Source organism: Pseudomonas sp. Pso3 (genome assembly GCF_055393275.1).
Genome location: NZ_AP043687.1, coordinates 368,062 through 383,163 on the forward strand (window position 1 = coordinate 368,062; position 15,102 = coordinate 383,163).

Annotated in this window: 10 protein-coding genes; 4 read left to right on the forward strand and 6 right to left on the reverse strand. The window is 66.2% G+C overall.

Annotation, left to right across the window (positions count from 1 at the left end):
* Positions 1–157: 157 nt before the first annotated feature.
* Positions 158–1,564 carry a glutamate--ammonia ligase gene (gene glnA / locus ACZ5R1_RS01740; protein WP_017639449.1) on the reverse strand — a complete coding sequence of 469 codons (1,407 nt, stop codon included), beginning with the start codon at positions 1,562–1,564 and terminating at the stop codon, positions 158–160.
* Between the two features lie 385 nt (positions 1,565–1,949).
* On the opposite strand from glnA, the gene thiI reads away from it, so the two are divergent.
* The 4 genes from thiI to ACZ5R1_RS01760 all read left to right on the forward strand — a co-directional run bounded on the left by thiI (position 1,950) and on the right by ACZ5R1_RS01760 (position 8,286).
* The gene (gene thiI, locus ACZ5R1_RS01745; RefSeq protein WP_042135341.1) at positions 1,950–3,404 is read left to right on the forward strand and encodes a tRNA uracil 4-sulfurtransferase ThiI; all 1,455 of its coding nucleotides are present in this window, start codon (positions 1,950–1,952) and stop codon (positions 3,402–3,404) included.
* 157 nt (positions 3,405–3,561) lie between these two features.
* A complete protein-coding gene (typA, locus tag ACZ5R1_RS01750; RefSeq protein ID WP_027598212.1) occupies positions 3,562–5,379 on the forward strand; it encodes a translational GTPase TypA in 1,818 nt (605 codons plus the stop codon).
* A gap of 146 nt (positions 5,380–5,525) precedes the next feature.
* Positions 5,526–5,915 carry a lysozyme inhibitor LprI family protein gene (locus tag ACZ5R1_RS01755; RefSeq protein WP_027598213.1) on the forward strand — a complete coding sequence of 130 codons (390 nt, stop codon included), beginning with the start codon at positions 5,526–5,528 and terminating at the stop codon, positions 5,913–5,915.
* A 433-nt stretch (positions 5,916–6,348) separates the two neighbouring features.
* Positions 6,349–8,286 (forward strand): autotransporter domain-containing SGNH/GDSL hydrolase family protein, encoded by a 1,938-nt coding sequence (locus ACZ5R1_RS01760; protein WP_288471583.1) that lies wholly within the window; start codon positions 6,349–6,351, stop codon positions 8,284–8,286.
* Positions 8,287–8,337: 51 nt separating this feature from the next.
* Here the strand turns inward: ACZ5R1_RS01760 and ACZ5R1_RS01765 are convergent, their stop codons facing one another.
* From ACZ5R1_RS01765 to ACZ5R1_RS01785, 5 genes are all read right to left on the reverse strand, one after another.
* A complete protein-coding gene (locus ACZ5R1_RS01765) occupies positions 8,338–10,662 on the reverse strand; it encodes a putative bifunctional diguanylate cyclase/phosphodiesterase (RefSeq protein ID WP_288479596.1) in 2,325 nt (774 codons plus the stop codon).
* Positions 10,649–11,698, reverse strand: coding sequence for a polyamine ABC transporter substrate-binding protein (locus ACZ5R1_RS01770; RefSeq protein ID WP_027598216.1), 1,050 nt, complete (start codon positions 11,696–11,698; stop codon positions 10,649–10,651). The genes ACZ5R1_RS01765 and ACZ5R1_RS01770 overlap by 14 nt, the downstream gene beginning before the upstream one ends.
* Before the next feature lie 154 nt (positions 11,699–11,852).
* A complete protein-coding gene (locus ACZ5R1_RS01775; RefSeq protein ID WP_027598217.1) occupies positions 11,853–12,482 on the reverse strand; it encodes a phosphatase PAP2 family protein in 630 nt (209 codons plus the stop codon).
* Between the two features lie 170 nt (positions 12,483–12,652).
* Positions 12,653–13,843 carry a methionine adenosyltransferase gene (gene metK, locus ACZ5R1_RS01780; protein ID WP_027598218.1) on the reverse strand — a complete coding sequence of 397 codons (1,191 nt, stop codon included), beginning with the start codon at positions 13,841–13,843 and terminating at the stop codon, positions 12,653–12,655.
* A 116-nt stretch (positions 13,844–13,959) separates the two neighbouring features.
* Positions 13,960–14,958, reverse strand: coding sequence for an ArsR/SmtB family transcription factor (locus ACZ5R1_RS01785; protein ID WP_042135348.1), 999 nt, complete (start codon positions 14,956–14,958; stop codon positions 13,960–13,962).
* Positions 14,959–15,102 lie beyond the last annotated feature (144 nt).

Sequence of the window (15,102 nt, forward strand, 5' to 3'; positions counted from 1 at the left end):
GGAATCTCGGCCGGGCAGTGGAGATCAAGGGTAGCAGGCGCGCCCGGTGCACAGGTAGGCAACCTGGCCGCTGTGCCCGGGCGTCGGTCGCGGCGGTTTTCCCAGGGCAAAAGAAAAGGCCTCCCGAAGGAGGCCTCTTTACCTTACTGCAGCGGGATCAGACGCTGTAGTACAGGTCGTATTCCAGCGGGTGCACGAAGGTACGCACCTTGATCTCTTCCTCGGACTTCAGCTCGATGTAGGCATCGATGAACTCGTCGGTGAAGACGCCGCCCTTGGTCAGGAACGCGCGACCGGCGTCCAGGGCTTCCAGGGCTTCCTTCAGGCTGCCGCAGACCTGCGGGATCTTCTTGCCTTCTTCCGGCGGCAGATCGTACAGGTTCTTGTCGGCGGCATCGCCGGGGTGGATCTTGTTCTGGATACCGTCCAGGCCGGCCATCAGCAGGGCAGCGAAGCACAGGTAGGGGTTGGCAGCCGGATCCGGGAAGCGGGCCTCGATGCGGCGGGCTTTCGGGCTCGACACATAGGGGATACGGATGGAGGCGGAGCGGTTACGGGCCGAGTAGGCCAGCATGACCGGGGCTTCGAAGCCGGGCACCAGACGCTTGTAGCTGTTGGTGGACGGGTTGGTGAAGCCGTTCAGCGCCTTGCCGTGCTTGATGATGCCGCCGATGAAGTACAGGGCGGTATCGGACAGGCCGGCATAGCCTTCGCCGGCGAAGGTGTTCTTGCCATCCTTGGAGATGGACATGTGCACGTGCATGCCGGAGCCGTTGTCGCCGTACAGAGGCTTGGGCATGAAGGTGGCGGTCTTGCCGTAGGCATCGGCCACGTTGTGCACGACGTACTTCAGGGTCTGGGTCTCGTCGGCCTTCTTGACCAGGGTGTTGAACTGCACACCGATCTCGTTCTGGCCAGCGGTCGCCACTTCGTGGTGGTGGACTTCCACGACCAGGCCCATTTCTTCCAGGGCGTTGCACATGGCTGTACGGATTTCGTGGTCGTGATCGACCGGCGGTACCGGGAAGTAGCCGCCCTTGACGCCCGGACGGTGGCCCTTGTTGCCGGACTCGAAGTCGGCATCGGTGTTCCAGGAAGCCTGCTCGGAGAAGATCTTGAACATGGAGCCGGAGATGTCCGACTTGAACTTCACTTCGTCGAAGATGAAGAACTCGGGCTCCGGGCCGACGAACACGGTGTCGCCGATGCCGGTGGACTTCAGGTATTCCTCGGCAGCACGGGCGATACCGCGGGGGTCGCGCTCGTAGGGCTGCATGGTGGAGGGTTCGATGATGTCGCAGACCAGGATCAGGGTCGGCTCTTCGGTGAAGGGATCCAGAACGGCGGTGCTGTCGTCGGGCAGCAGGATCATGTCGGAGGCTTCGATGCCTTTCCAGCCGGCGATGGAGGAGCCGTCGAACATCTTGCCGTGGGCGAAGAAGTCTTCGTCCAGCGCGTCACGCGCCGGCATGGTGACGTGTTGCTGCTTGCCTTTGGTGTCGGTGAAGCGCAGGTCTACCCACTTCACGTCGTTTTCTTTGATCAGTTGAACAGCCTTCGACATGGTTTCCTCCAGAGGAATTTCGGCCGGGAGCGGTTGGCGGTACTCCCGGTATCAGCTGTGCCCTTGAGGGGCGCTCCCGTACTGCCTGGTCAGCGACCGGCGTTCCACGAAAAGCGCCCTATGCTGGCCCAGGGGCGGCTGCCTCACAAGAGAGCAAGTTGTATGCCAGTGCCCCTAAATGGGCTGGAGGGCCGTCCTGGCGCCTGTCGTGCCGTTTTCAGGTCAATGGAGGCCGTATTCAGGCACGAATTTGGTGCGCTTAATTCGGCGGATGCACCTTAATGGCGCATTGGGTGATTTTGTCGGGCGAATTCGAGTGCCGGGTGGTTTTCAGGTATCATATTCGCCCTTTTCTTTCGCGTTGCCCGCCTCCCGTTTCCCGCTCATGAAGCTCATCATCAAGGTCTTTCCGGAAATCACCATCAAGAGTCGCCCGGTGCGCAAGAATTTCATTCGCCAGCTGGTGAAGAACATTCGTGTCGTGCTGCGCGATCTGGATCCGGATGTCCGCGTGGAAGGGGTGTGGGACAACATCACCCTGGAGACCGCGCTCGACGAGCCGCGGCTGCTGGCGGAAATGAAGCAGCGCCTGGCCTGCACCCCGGGCATCGGCCAGTTCCTCGAGGTGCACGAGTATCCGCTGGGCGATTTCGATTCGATTCTCGAGTTGTGCGTACGCCACTTCGGCGAGCGCGTGCGCGGCAAGGTGTTCTCGGTGCGCTGCAAGCGCGCCGGCCGCCATGACTTCTCCTCGATGGATGTGGAGCGCCATGTCGGTGGTGGCCTGCGCGAACGCTGCGGCGGCGCCGGCATCGCCCTGAAGAATCCCGAGGTGAACGTTCGCCTGGAGATCCGCGACCAGCAGCTGTTCATCATCGACGAGCACCACGAAGGGCTGGGCGGCTATCCGCTCGGCGCGCTGGAACAGGTGCTGGTGCTGATGTCCGGGGGATTCGACTCCACCGTGGCCGCCTACCAGATGATGAGACGCGGCATGGTCAGCCATTTCTGCTTCTTCAATCTCGGCGGGCGCGCCCACGAGCTGGGCGTGATGGAAGTGGCCCACTATCTCTGGGAGAAGTACGGGCGTTCCCAGCGCGTGCTGTTCATCAGCGTGCCCTTCGAGGAAGTGGTGGGGCAGATCCTCACCCAGTGCGACGACAGCCACATGGGGGTCATCCTCAAGCGCATGATGCTGCGCGCGGCCAGTCGCATCGCCGAACAGCTGCAGATCGAGGCGCTGGTGACCGGCGAAGCCGTCTCCCAGGTCTCCAGCCAGACCCTGACCAACCTGGCGGTGATCGACAAGGCCACCGATACCCTGGTGCTACGCCCGCTGCTGGCCAGCCACAAGCAGGACATCATCGATACCGCCCAGCGCATCGGCACCGCCGACTTCGCCAAGCACATGCCCGAATACTGCGGCATCATCTCGGTGAATCCCACCACCAAGGCCAAGGCCCTGCGGGTGGACCACGAGGAAGGCAAGTTCGACCTGGCGGTGCTCGACGCCGCCCTGGAACGTGCGCGCTTCATCACCGTCGACAAGGTGATCGAAGAGCTGGGCAAGGACGTGCAGGTCGAAGAGCTGGCACAGCCCTTGCCAGGTCAGATCGTGGTGGACATCCGCCATCCCGATGCCCAGGAAGACCAGCCGCTGGAGCTGCCCGGCATCGAGGTGCAGGCCATGCCGTTCTTCGCGCTGAACAGCCGTTTCAAGGAACTGGACGAGAATCGCCAGTACCTACTCTATTGCGACCGCGGGGTGATGAGCCGGCTGCACGCCCATCACCTGCTCACCGAAGGGCACGCCAATGTGCGCGTTTATCGTCCGGCCTAAGCAGCCGGGCCTGCTGGGTGGCAGTATCCGCCACCGCCCTCCCGACCTCTTCTAGCCCTCCGGCCACGTACCGGTCGGCCGCGTTTCGCGCCTTTGCAATCTCCGGCTGTCAGCCTGCTGGCTGAAGCTCCTTCATTTCTATACCGAGAACACCACTGTGATCGAGAATCTACGCAACATCGCCATCATCGCGCACGTCGACCATGGCAAGACCACCCTCGTCGACAAGCTGCTGCGCCTGTCCGGCACCCTGGACCGCAAAGAAGCGGAAAACGAGCGGGTGATGGACAGCAACGACCAGGAAAAGGAACGCGGCATCACCATCCTGGCCAAGAACACCGCGCTGAAGTGGAAGGACTACAACATCAACATCGTCGACACCCCCGGCCACGCCGACTTCGGTGGCGAGGTGGAGCGCGTGATGTCCATGGTCGACTCCGTGCTGCTGGTGGTCGACGCCCAGGACGGCCCCATGCCGCAGACCCGCTTCGTGACCCAGAAGGCGTTCAAGGCCGGTCTGCGTCCGATCGTGGTGGTCAACAAGATCGACCGTCCCGGCGCGCGTCCGGACTGGGTCATCGACCAGATCTTCGACCTGTTCGACAACCTCGGCGCCACCGATGAGCAGCTGGACTTCCCGATCGTCTACGCCAGCGCCCTGAACGGCATCGCCGGTCTGGACCACGAGAAGATGGACGACAACATGGATGCCCTGTTCCAGGCCATCGTCGACCACGTACCGGCTCCCCAGGTCGATCTGGACGGTCCCTTCCAGATGCAGATTTCCCAGCTGGACTACAACAGCTTCCTCGGCGTGATCGGCATCGGCCGTATCGCCCGTGGCCGCATCAAGGCCAACACCCCGGTGGTGGCCATCAGCGACGACGGCAGCAAGCGCAACGGTCGTATCCTCAAGATCATGGGCCACTCCGGCCTGCAGCGCGTGGAAGTGGCCGAAGCCGAAGCCGGCGACATCGTCTGCGTCTCGGGCATGGACGAGCTGTTCATCTCCGACACCCTGTGCGATCCGCAGAACGTCGAAGCCCGCCCGCCGCTGACCGTCGACCAGCCCACCGTGAGCATGACCTTCCAGGTCAACGACTCGCCGTTCGCCGGTCGTGAAGGCAAGTTCGTCACCAGCCGCAACATCAAAGACCGTCTGGACAAGGAACTGCTGCACAACGTGGCCCTGCGCGTCGAGCCGGGCGAGTCCGCCGAGAAGTTCAAGGTCTCCGGGCGTGGCGAGCTGCACCTGTCGGTACTGATCGAGAACATGCGCCGCGAAGGCTTCGAGATGGCCGTGGGCCGTCCGGAAGTGGTGATCATCGAGAAGGACGGCGAGAAGCAGGAGCCCTACGAGAACGTCACCATCGACATCGAAGAGCAGCACCAGGGCTCGGTGATGGAGCAGATGGGTCTGCGCAAGGGCGATCTGACCAACATGATCCCCGACGGCAAGGGCCGTATCCGCCTGGAATACACCATCCCGGCGCGTGGCCTGATCGGCTTCCGCAACAACTTCCTGACCCTGACGTCGGGCAGCGGCATCCTGACCTCGACCTTCAGCCACTACGGCCCGATCAAGGCCGGCGAAGTGAGCAACCGTCAGAACGGCGTGCTGGTGTCCATGGCCACCGGTACCGCCCTGACCTACTCGCTGGAAACCCTGCAGAGCCGCGGCAAGCTGTTCCTGGCTCCGGGCGACGAGATCTACGAAGGCCAGCTGTGCGGCATCAACAGCCGTGACAACGACCTGGTGCTCAACCCCACCAAGGGCAAGAAGCTGGACAACATGCGCGCCTCGGGCAAGGACGAAGTCATCGCCCTGGTGCCGCCGATCAAGTTCACCCTCGAACAGGCGCTGGAATTCATCGCCGACGACGAGCTGGTGGAAGTGACGCCCAAGTCCATCCGTCTGCGCAAGAAGTTCCTGAACGAAAACGACCGCAAGCGCTTCGAGCGTTCCAAGGTCTGATCCCGTCCGGGTGATGCAGGAAAGCGCCTTCGGGCGCTTTTTTGTTGCCGGTTTTTCAGAGCCTGCTACGCGCACGACTGGCGGCTCTGCTAGCGTTTATCCCACGGCCGCGCCATTCGGGACGGCCCCTTCTGCAGGATGCTGCCATGCTCAAGACTACCCTCGCCGCCGCCCTGACCCTGAGCGGTCTCAGCGTTTTCGCCACGGCCCAGGCCGCCGGTTGCGGCACGCCGCGCAATGCCTTCGATACCGTCTACTGCGCCAGCAACCTGTTCGCCCAGAGCGACAAGTCGCTGAACCAGACCTATGGCGAGTTGCGTAAGCAGCTGCCGGCCGATCAGCAGGCCGTGCTCAAACAGAGCCAGTTGGCCTGGATCAAGCAGCGCGACAGCCAGTGCGCCCGCGAGGAAGCCGATGGCTACTTCGTCAACCTGGATTGCGCCGTCAGCCTGACCGACAGCCGTCTGGAGGTGCTCAAGGAGCGCCTGCGCGAATGCGCCAGCACCGGTTGCGAGGCGGGCAAGCTGGGGCAGTGAGGTAGCTGGCGGGATAGGGGGCGCGCCGTTCCCTCACCCCAACCCTCTCCCGGGGGGAGAGGGGGCTATCCGGAACGGGCGCTTGGCGTCATCGCTCCGGAGAAAATCGTAGCCTGGAAAACGGCGCAGCCTTTTCCACTGGGCTCGCTGCCAGGGGGCCCTCACCCCAACCCTCTCCCCGGGGGAGAGGGGGCTATCCGAGCGGGCGATCAGCCTCATCGTTCCGATGAGCGCCCACGGATTGAGCGGCAGACTCGACGGTCATGGCAGGCCGCTCCGGTCGAATTGCCGACAGCCATCGGGCCTGCCGTTCAAGCCGAACAAATGTCTTCCAGGTTTTTGTTTACACCCAGATACAACGTCACAAAAACCGTCTAGCGTGGGGCAACACGCCCCGACGCGTGCTCCGATAACAACAATCAAGGATGCAGGCATGACATCTTTCCTCAGGCAACGCCTGCCGCTGGCCATCGCCCTGGCCACGGCGCTCGCGGCAACCGCCCAGGCGGCTCCCAATCCCTACAGTGGCTTCACCGTGTTCGGCGACAGCCTGCTCGATGCCGGGCAATTTCCCGATACCGGGGTCACGGGCGCCAGCCTCAGATTCACCAACCGCGTCGGTCCCGGCTACAGCCCGGCCAGCGGCGCGGTGACCGGACCGGTGTCCTCGATCCTGCTCGGCCAGCAACTGGGCTTCGATGTCCGTACCCTGGACGCCTCGACCTCGCTGATCAATCAGCGGATCGGCCTGAGCGATGGCGACAACTGGGCCACGGGTGGCTACACCACGGCGCAGATCCGCGATTCCATCACCGCTCGCAACGGCTCGGTGGTGGCGGTGGGTGGCCTGACCCTGCGCAGCCGTGACGGCTACCTGCCCGGCCTCGCCAGCCAGGGACTGAGCCTGGATCCCAACACCCTGTTCTATATCAGCGGCGGGGGTAACGACTTCCTCCAGGGACTGGTCACCTCGCCGGCCACCGCAGCGGCCGCGGCCAATCGCCTGGGTGACGGCGTGGCTGCGCTGCAGCAGGCCGGCGCCCGCTATATGGTGGTCTGGCTGCTGCCCGACATCGGCCAGACCCCAGCCCTGGCCGGTTCGCCGCAACAGGCGGCCAGCTCGGCCCTGAGTCGGGTCTACAACCAGGCGCTGGTGGCGCGCCTGGCCGGTATCGACGCCGAGATCATCGGTCTCAACGTGCCCCAGCTGCTGGCCGAGGTGGTGGCCGAGCCGGGCCGCTATGGCCTGGCCAGCGGGCAGAATCTGACCGGCACCTGCTTCAGCGGCGACAGCTGCACCCGCAACCCCACCTATGGCCTGGGTGCGGTGGCGGCCGATCCCAGCCAGCTGCTGTTCAACGATCGCGTCCACCCGACCATCACCGGCCAGCGGCTGATCGCCGACTACGCCTATTCGCTGCTGGCGGCGCCCTGGGAGGTCACCCTGCTGCCGGAGATGGCCCAGTCCACCCTCAGGGCGCACCAGGACGGCCTGCACCAGCGCTGGCTGGGCGACTGGCATGCCTGGCAGCCGGTGGGGCGCTGGCAGGGCTATGTGGATACCAGCGCGCGGCGCCTGGACGTCGACGACCAGCGCAGCACCGCCGGCGGCGATGGCAACGGCTACAGCCTGGATCTGGGCGGCAGCTATCGACTCAGCGAGGAATGGCGCCTCGGCGTGGCCGCCGGTGTCGCGCGCCAGCGCCTGGAGCCCGGCGCGGCCGATTCCAGCTATCGCCTCAACAGCTATCTTCTCAGCGCCTTCGCCCAGTACCAGGGCGAGCGCCTCTGGGGCGATCTCACCGCCACCGGTGGCCGGCTGGACTATGACGACCTGAGCCGCCGTTTCGCCCTCGGCCCGACCACCCGCAGCGAGCAGGGCGACACCGACGGCGATCTGCGCGCCCTCTCGGCGCGGCTGGGCTACGACCTGGCGGCGGCCGGCAGTCCCTGGCACCTGAGTCCCTATCTCAGCGCCGACTATGCCCGCGTCCAGGTGGATGGCTATCGCGAGCGCGGCAACGACGCCACGGCGCTGGAGTTCGACGACCAGTCGAGCACCTCGCGGCGGCTGGGGCTGGGTCTGCAGGGGCGCTGGCAGCTCGCCCCGGCCACGGCGCTGTTCGCCGACCTGGGTCGCGAGCGGGAATTCGCCGATGGCACCCGCGACGTGACCATGCGCCTGAACAGCGTGCCAGGTCTGGACTACACCCTGGACGGCTACCAGCCCGACAGCGACCGCACCCGACTGAGCCTGGGCGTGGTCCAGCGGCTGACCCCGGAACTGACCCTGCGCGGTGGCTACAGCTATGCCGGCGCGGGCGATAGCCATCAGCAGGGCGTGGGCCTGGGCCTGTCACTGGACTTCTAACCGCCGCGCTGCGGGCAAGGCCCGCTGACAGGCTGTCAGCGGGCGTCGTGGCTAGACCCGGGTGGGATCGCCCAGGCGCTGGCGCTGCCAGTCGCGCAACTCGTCCAGACGGCGCGGCGGGCAGACCAGAAAGCCCTGCAGAAGATCGCAACCGGCCTGTTGCAGGCAGAGCTGCTTGAGTTCGGTGTCCACGCCCTCGGCGATCACCTGGGCGTCGCGGGCATGGCAGAAGGCGATGAGCGCATCCAGGCTGGCCTGGTTGCCGGGCTGGCTGAGGCGCTCGACGATGAGCCGGTCGAACTTGATGGTATCGGCGGGATAGTCGGTGACCTGCTGGATCGAGGTGTAGCCGACGCCGAAATCGTCGATGGCCACGCGAAAGCCCTCGGCGCGCAATTCATGCAGCAGCCCCAGGGTCCGCTCGTTCAGCTCGGCGGCGAAGGTCTCGGTGAATTCCAGTTCCAGACGGGCCGGATCGACACGGTGGTGGCGGACCCGCTCGCGCAGATAGGGCACGATGTCGGCCTGATCCAGTTGCGCCGACGACAGGTTGATGGACAGCACCAGGTCGCTGCCCAGCACCTCCTGCAGCGCCGGGTATTCGCGGCAGGCCTGGTCCACGACCCAGCGATCGATCCAGCGAAAGTGCCCCTGGCGTTCGGCGATGGGGATGAATTCCGCCGGTGACACCGGGCCGAGGCGCGGCGAATACCAGCGCAGCAGGGTTTCGGCGGAACGCACCTGGCCGTTGCTGTCGACGGCCGGCATGTAGACGAGATGGAATTCCTCGTCCGGGTTCATGCGCCGCAGGTGCTCGTCCAGCAGATCCTGGCGGCGCTGGCGCGCGGCCAGTTCCGGGGTGAAGTGCACCAGGCGGTTGCCGCCTTCGTTCTTGGCCCGCTCCAGGGCCAGGTCGGCTTGGGCCAGCAGGTCGGCCAGGTCCAGCGGGGCCTCGGGGGTCGCCAGGCCGATACTCAGGGTCACCGCATAGCGCCGCTCGCCAACCAGGGTGCCGTTGTCGTGGTTCTGCTGCAGCTGCTGGCCCAGGGCGAGGGCGTCGGTCGCCGCCGCCGGGCCGCGCAGCAGGATGGCGAATTCATCGCCCGCCAGGCGCGTGAACACCAGCTCGTTGCCCGCCTGATAGGCTTCCAGCTGCTGCTGGGTCTGCCGGGCCACGGCCTGCAGCAGCTCATCGCCCACCTCGTGGCCGAATCTGTCGTTCACCGACTTGAAGTGATCGAGGCCGAAATAGAGCAGGGCGATATGGCGGCCGTCCGGCTTGCCCGCCAGCCAGGACTCACCCATGAGCTGGAAGTAGCGACGATTGCCGATCTGGGTGAGGACGTCGGTGCGCAGGGCCGTGCGCAACTGCGCCAGGATGGCCAGGTTGTTGTCGTGCAGGCGCTTCATGTTGGCGCCCAGATGGCCGATCTCGCCGGGTTCGTCGCCGGTTTCGAGGGCCTGGCGCTGGCCTTCCAGCACCTCGGTGAGCTGACTGTCCAGCCGCGCGATGGGCCGGGTGATATAGCGGCGGATCAGCAGGATCAGGACCAGGATGCAGGCCAGGGTCACCAGCAGGCCGCCGCTGAAGTAGGCGATCGCCAGACGGCGCAATTCCCGGTCCAGGTGCCCCGGATCCGGGGTCAGGCGTACATAGAGATCGGGCGACAGGCGCTCGACGGCGGTGAAATCGCTGGTGCGGACGGGCAGCGTCCGGCTGAATTCCAGGGGCGCACCATAGCTCTGCTCGAGGGTACGGCGCATGGCCTCCATCCGGTCCGGGCTGACCGCCAATTGCAGCGTCATCGCCAGCCCGCGCTGACCCGGCAGGGGCGGTCCGGCGGTGCTCGGCAGCAGCGAGGTGGTCGCCACCAGCAGTGATCGCCCCTGTTCGTCGAGCAGATAGTCGCGCCGCTCCAGCGGACCGCTCGGCTCCTGGGCCAGGCGTTCGAGCAGTTGTCGCTGGGCAGCGCTCAGTTGGGCGAAGGGATCGCCACTGCGTTCGTAGTAGTAGGCCAGGCTGAGGTCGGGGCGGGCGATGGCCAGGGAGATATGGCTGGGCGCATCGTCGCCGGCCAGCTGGCGCACCGCCAGTTGCAGCTGGGTACCCAGGGCTTCGTTGCGATAGGGCACCTCGGTCTGCCGCAGGAAGTTGCCCAGGGCGGCGCTGTTGGACAGGGCATAGAGCAGGTTGCGGCTGAAGTGGTCGTACTCGCGATAGGTGGTTTCCAGCGCCGCCAGGTCATGGTTGACCCGCGAGCGTTCGAGGCCGATCACCGCTTCGCGCTGGACCGTGTAGCCCAGGCCCACCAGGGTCAGGCTGCAGAGCAGGGCGACCGGCAGGATCAGCAGCAGGGCGCGTCTATTGAGCGTCATGGCGACCTACCAGAGCACTGCCGATGCGTTGCCGGGTCTGGAAGGTGTCGGGCGGACCTTCGCGAAAGACCTGGCTGCGGGCGAGCACCTCATCGGGGGGAAACAGGCTGGGATCCTGACGCAGGTCTGCCGACAGCAGCCGCAGGGCGCCGGCATTGGGAGTCGCCAGGTGCAGGTCCTCGGTCGCCAGCACGGCATTGCGCGGTTCGTTGAGGAAATCGATGAAGCGCCAGGCGGCGGCCTGGTGCCGGGAGCTGCTGAGCAGGGCCACGCAGTCCACCCACAGCAGGCTGCCCTCGCGCGGCGTGACGAAGCGCCAGGGCTGCCCGGGCGTCGCGGCATTGAGCAGGTGCTGGTCGCCGCTGTAGCCCAGGGCCAGCTCGATGCGATCGCTGTAGGCCGGATTGTGCAGGGCGCTGACCACGTATTGATAGGTCAGCACCGCCGGGGCCTGGGCCTTGAGCAGGGCGAAGCTGCGTCTGAGCAACTCGGGGTCGTCGCTGTTGATGGCGGCGCCGAGGGTGATCAGAGGCGCCACCAGGAGGTCGTCGTGGTCTTCGAGCATGGCGATATGACCGTGCAGGGCCGGCTCCGGCTGCAGCAGCGGCTGCCAGGACGAGGGCGCCTGGGCCAGGCGATCGCTGCGGTAGAGCAGGCCCAGGGTGCCCCAGACGTAGGGCACGGCATAGTCGCCGCAACTCTGGCGCCAGCGCGGATCGAGCTCGCTCAGATGGGGCAGGCGCTGGGGATCGATGCGCATCAGCAGGCCGTCCTGGCCGAGGCGGGTGGCGCTGACCTCGTTGATCACCACCAGGTCGAGATCGGCATCGCCGCGTGCCAGGGTGGCATCGCGCACGTCGCTACTGTCGAAATGGATTTCCTGCACGGGCGAATGAGCCTTGGCCCAGCGCTGCAATAGGGTGTCGCTGAAATAGCCTTCCCAGGTATAGAGCCGCAAGGGCTCGGCAGCCGCCACGGGTGACGCGGGCAGCCCGGTGAGCACCAGGCTGCAGACAAGGGGGAGGCAGTAGCGCATGCGGACGACTCGGCGGCAAGGACTGACTTAACTAGGAGGGGCCGCAAGGCCCTGACGTTCACCCCGCGAACGTCGGGGCTCTTGCCAGTCTAGGAGTCATCCGCGTATTCGCCAGCCGCGGGCGCCGTCTATTGCACGCGCTGAGTTCTGACCTTCAGTTCTGCAGCGGCGCCACCCCGGCGCGCTGATGGGCGCGGGTCCAGGGATTCTGCTCGTCGGCGAATTTCACCGCCAGACGCTCCAGCACCCGTTGCGTGGGCGCATTGGTGCCATGCAGCAACAGCAGGGGCAACAGCAGCAGGCTGGCGCCCAGCGCGGCCTGACGCGGCTTGAGGTTGACCTCCTGGCCCCGCAGCAGCCACAGCAGGCTGCCGCTGGCGGCGTAGCCGATGGGCAGGCCGGTGACCACTTCCGAGATCGAGTGATAGCCCAGCACCACCCGCGAGACGGCGATGAGCAGGGCGCACAGCGCGCCCAGGGCGGCCGCGGTCAGCCGCAGCGACGGCCGCGCCCGGCTGGCCAGCAGCCAGCCGAGGACCGGCAGCACGCTGCCCACCAGCATGGAATGGCCGCTGAAGCCGGTGAAGTCCAGGCGCGGAATGCCCAGGCCCCAGCCGAAGAAGGCGATCTTCGACAGGGCCACGCTGAGGCTGGCCGCACCAAACAGCAGCAGCCAGAGCAATGCCGCCCGCGCCGACAGACCGGCCAGCAGCCAGAGCGCGATCAGCACGGCGCAGGGAAGCATCACCGAGGAATCGCCGAAGTTGGTGATGAACAGCCACATGGATAAGCACACTCCTGGAGAAGACGAGGCATTCTGACCACCGCACGCCCAGAGGTTGCATCGCCCGTGCCAGCCTGTGGACTGGCGCAAGAAAGCGCTGGGACCCCGGTTGCAGACCCAGAAAAAAGCCCCGGCACCGGAGGTGGCGGGGCTGTCTGCCGGGAAGCGTCTTACAGACCGGCAGCGGCGCGCAAGGCAGCGGCGCGATCGGTGCGTTCCCAGGTGAAGGTGGTGAAGGTGTCATCGCCCACGGTGATTTCCTGGGGATGGCGACCGAAGTGACCGTAGGCCGCGGTGGCCCGGTACATCGGGTGCAGCAGGTCGAGCATGGTGGTGATGGCGTAGGGGCGCAGGTCGAAATGCTCGCGCACCAGCTGCACGATCTTCTCGTCGCTGATCTTGGCGGTGCCGAAGGTGTTGATCGAGATGGAGGTGGGCTGGGCCACGCCGATGGCGTAGGACACCTGGATCTCGCAACGATCGGCCAGGCCGGCGGCGACGATGTTCTTGGCCACGTAGCGACCGGCGTAGGCGGCGCTGCGGTCGACCTTGGACGGGTCCTTGCCGGAGAAGGCGCCACCGCCGTGACGGGCCATGCCGCCGTAGCTGTCGACGATGATCTTGCGGCCGGTCAGACCACAGTCACCCACCGGGCCGCCAATGATGAACTGGCCGGTCGGGTTGATGTGGAACTGGGTGTCCTTGTGCAGCAGCTCGGCGGGGATGACGTGCTTGACGATCAGCTCCATCACGGCTTCGCGCAGGTCGGCGTACTTGACCTCGGGATTGTGCTGGGTGGACAGCACGATGGCGTCGATGCCGACCACCTTGCCGCCGTCGTAGCGGCAGGTCACCTGGGACTTGGCGTCCGGACGCAGCCAGGGCAGCAGGCCCGACTTGCGTGCTTCGGCCTGACGTTCCACCAGGCGGTGGGAGAAGGTGATGGGCGCGGGCATCAGCACATCGGTCTCGTTGCAGGCGTAGCCGAACATCAGGCCCTGGTCACCGGCGCCCTGGTCTTCCGGCTTGCTGCGATCTACGCCCTGGGCGATGTCCACCGACTGCTTGCCGATGATGTTGACGATGCCGCAGGTGGCGCCGTCGAAGCCCACGTCCGAGCTGTCGTAGCCGATGTCGACGATGACGTCGCGCACCAGTTGCTCCAGGTCGACCCAGGCGGAGGTGGTCACCTCGCCGGCGACGATGGCCACACCGGTCTTGACCAGGGTCTCGCAGGCCACGCGGGCGTGCTTGTCCTGGGTGATGATGGCGTCGAGCACGGCATCGGAGATCTGGTCGGCGATCTTGTCCGGATGGCCTTCGGACACGGACTCGGAGGTGAACAGGGAATATTCGCTCATCGAATGGTTCCTAAATTACCAAGGGGTAGGGGCCCGCAGGCCGGTCGAGACAGCAGTTTCCTTGCTGGACATGACGCCCTTGAGCGTCGGGTCCGCCCGCCACTGGCCGGTTGGCCTCATGACGGGGTGTTTCCCTGATCCGGGCGCGCGAACTGGCGCACCTGGATCTGAAAGCCGTTGCGCAGGCCGAGGTAGAGGCTTTCGCCCGCCTGCAGGCCGGCGGCCTGGGCCCAGCGCGCCAGTTCGTCCTGGTCGAAGCCGAGCCAGAGATCGCCACAGGCCGCGCGCGCCCAGGTCTGGTCGTGGGGGCAGAGGTCGGTGATCACCAGGCTGCCGCCCGGTGCCACGCGCCGCGCCAGCTGCTGCAGCGCCTCCGCCGGCGCGGCGAGGTGGTGCAGGACCATGTTGAGGACCACGCAGTCGGCCGCTGGCAGCGGCTCGGCGAGGGCGTCGGCCAGTTGCAGTTCGACATGGGCGAGGCCATCGCGTTGGCAGCGCTGGCGCGCCAGTTCGAGCATGGCCGGGCTGTTGTCCACCGCCACCACCCGGGCGAAACGCCGCGCCAAGTCCGGCAGGAAGGCGCCGTCGCCCGGACCCACTTCCAGGGCGCAGCCGCGCGGATCCAGGGCCAGGGCGTCCAGCAGGCTGAGCAGGCCGTCGCGATACTGCGGCAGACTGGCGATGAGGTCCTGCTGGGCCTGGAATTTTTCCGCCACCCGGGCGAAGAAGTCGCGACTCACCGCCGCGCGCTGGGCATGCACCTCAGTGATCCGCGTCTGCACGGCGCTGGGCAGGTCCAGGGCGTCCACCTCTTCGAGCAGGGCGGCGTGCAGGGCGCCCCCCAGGCTGCCGGGGCGGGGCAGGGCGCGGCGATAGAAGATGGCGTTGCCCTCGCGGCGGGTGGCCACCAGCTGCGCCTGAGCCAGCACCTTGAGGTGGTGGCTGATGCCGGACTGGCCGGTGGCGAAGATCTGCGCCAGTTCCAGCACGCCGAAGGAGGCGCTGTGCAGGGCGCGCAGGACGTTCAGGCGCAGGGGGTCGCCGCCGGCCTTGCACAGGGCGGCGAGGGTATCTCCTGGTTCTTGGCCGAGCGCCGGCACGCGGAGCGGATTCATGGGGCGCTAGTCTAGAGACCCGTCCCGGGCCTCGCAAGAAAAGCATCAAAAAGTTTTGATACTTGTCCATGGGGGTGGGCCGCGCATACCTTCGTCGAGGAAGGTAAGATGCCGGGGCCTTTTGCTCAGCGGTCTTCGCAACGT

Coding starts and splice junctions, on each gene's coding strand:
- ACZ5R1_RS01770 (WP_027598216.1), bottom strand. CDS start 11,698: ATGCGCTACTGCCTCCCCCTTGTCTGCAGCCTGGTGCTCACCGGGCTG.
- ACZ5R1_RS01765 (WP_288479596.1), bottom strand. CDS start 10,662: ATGACGCTCAATAGACGCGCCCTGCTGCTGATCCTGCCGGTCGCCCTG.
- ACZ5R1_RS01775 (WP_027598217.1), bottom strand. CDS start 12,482: ATGTGGCTGTTCATCACCAACTTCGGCGATTCCTCGGTGATGCTTCCC.
- metK (WP_027598218.1), bottom strand. CDS start 13,843: ATGAGCGAATATTCCCTGTTCACCTCCGAGTCCGTGTCCGAAGGCCAT.
- glnA (WP_017639449.1), bottom strand. CDS start 1,564: ATGTCGAAGGCTGTTCAACTGATCAAAGAAAACGACGTGAAGTGGGTA.
- ACZ5R1_RS01785 (WP_042135348.1), bottom strand. CDS start 14,958: ATGAATCCGCTCCGCGTGCCGGCGCTCGGCCAAGAACCAGGAGATACC.
- ACZ5R1_RS01760 (WP_288471583.1), top strand. CDS start 6,349: ATGACATCTTTCCTCAGGCAACGCCTGCCGCTGGCCATCGCCCTGGCC.
- ACZ5R1_RS01755 (WP_027598213.1), top strand. CDS start 5,526: ATGCTCAAGACTACCCTCGCCGCCGCCCTGACCCTGAGCGGTCTCAGC.
- thiI (WP_042135341.1), top strand. CDS start 1,950: ATGAAGCTCATCATCAAGGTCTTTCCGGAAATCACCATCAAGAGTCGC.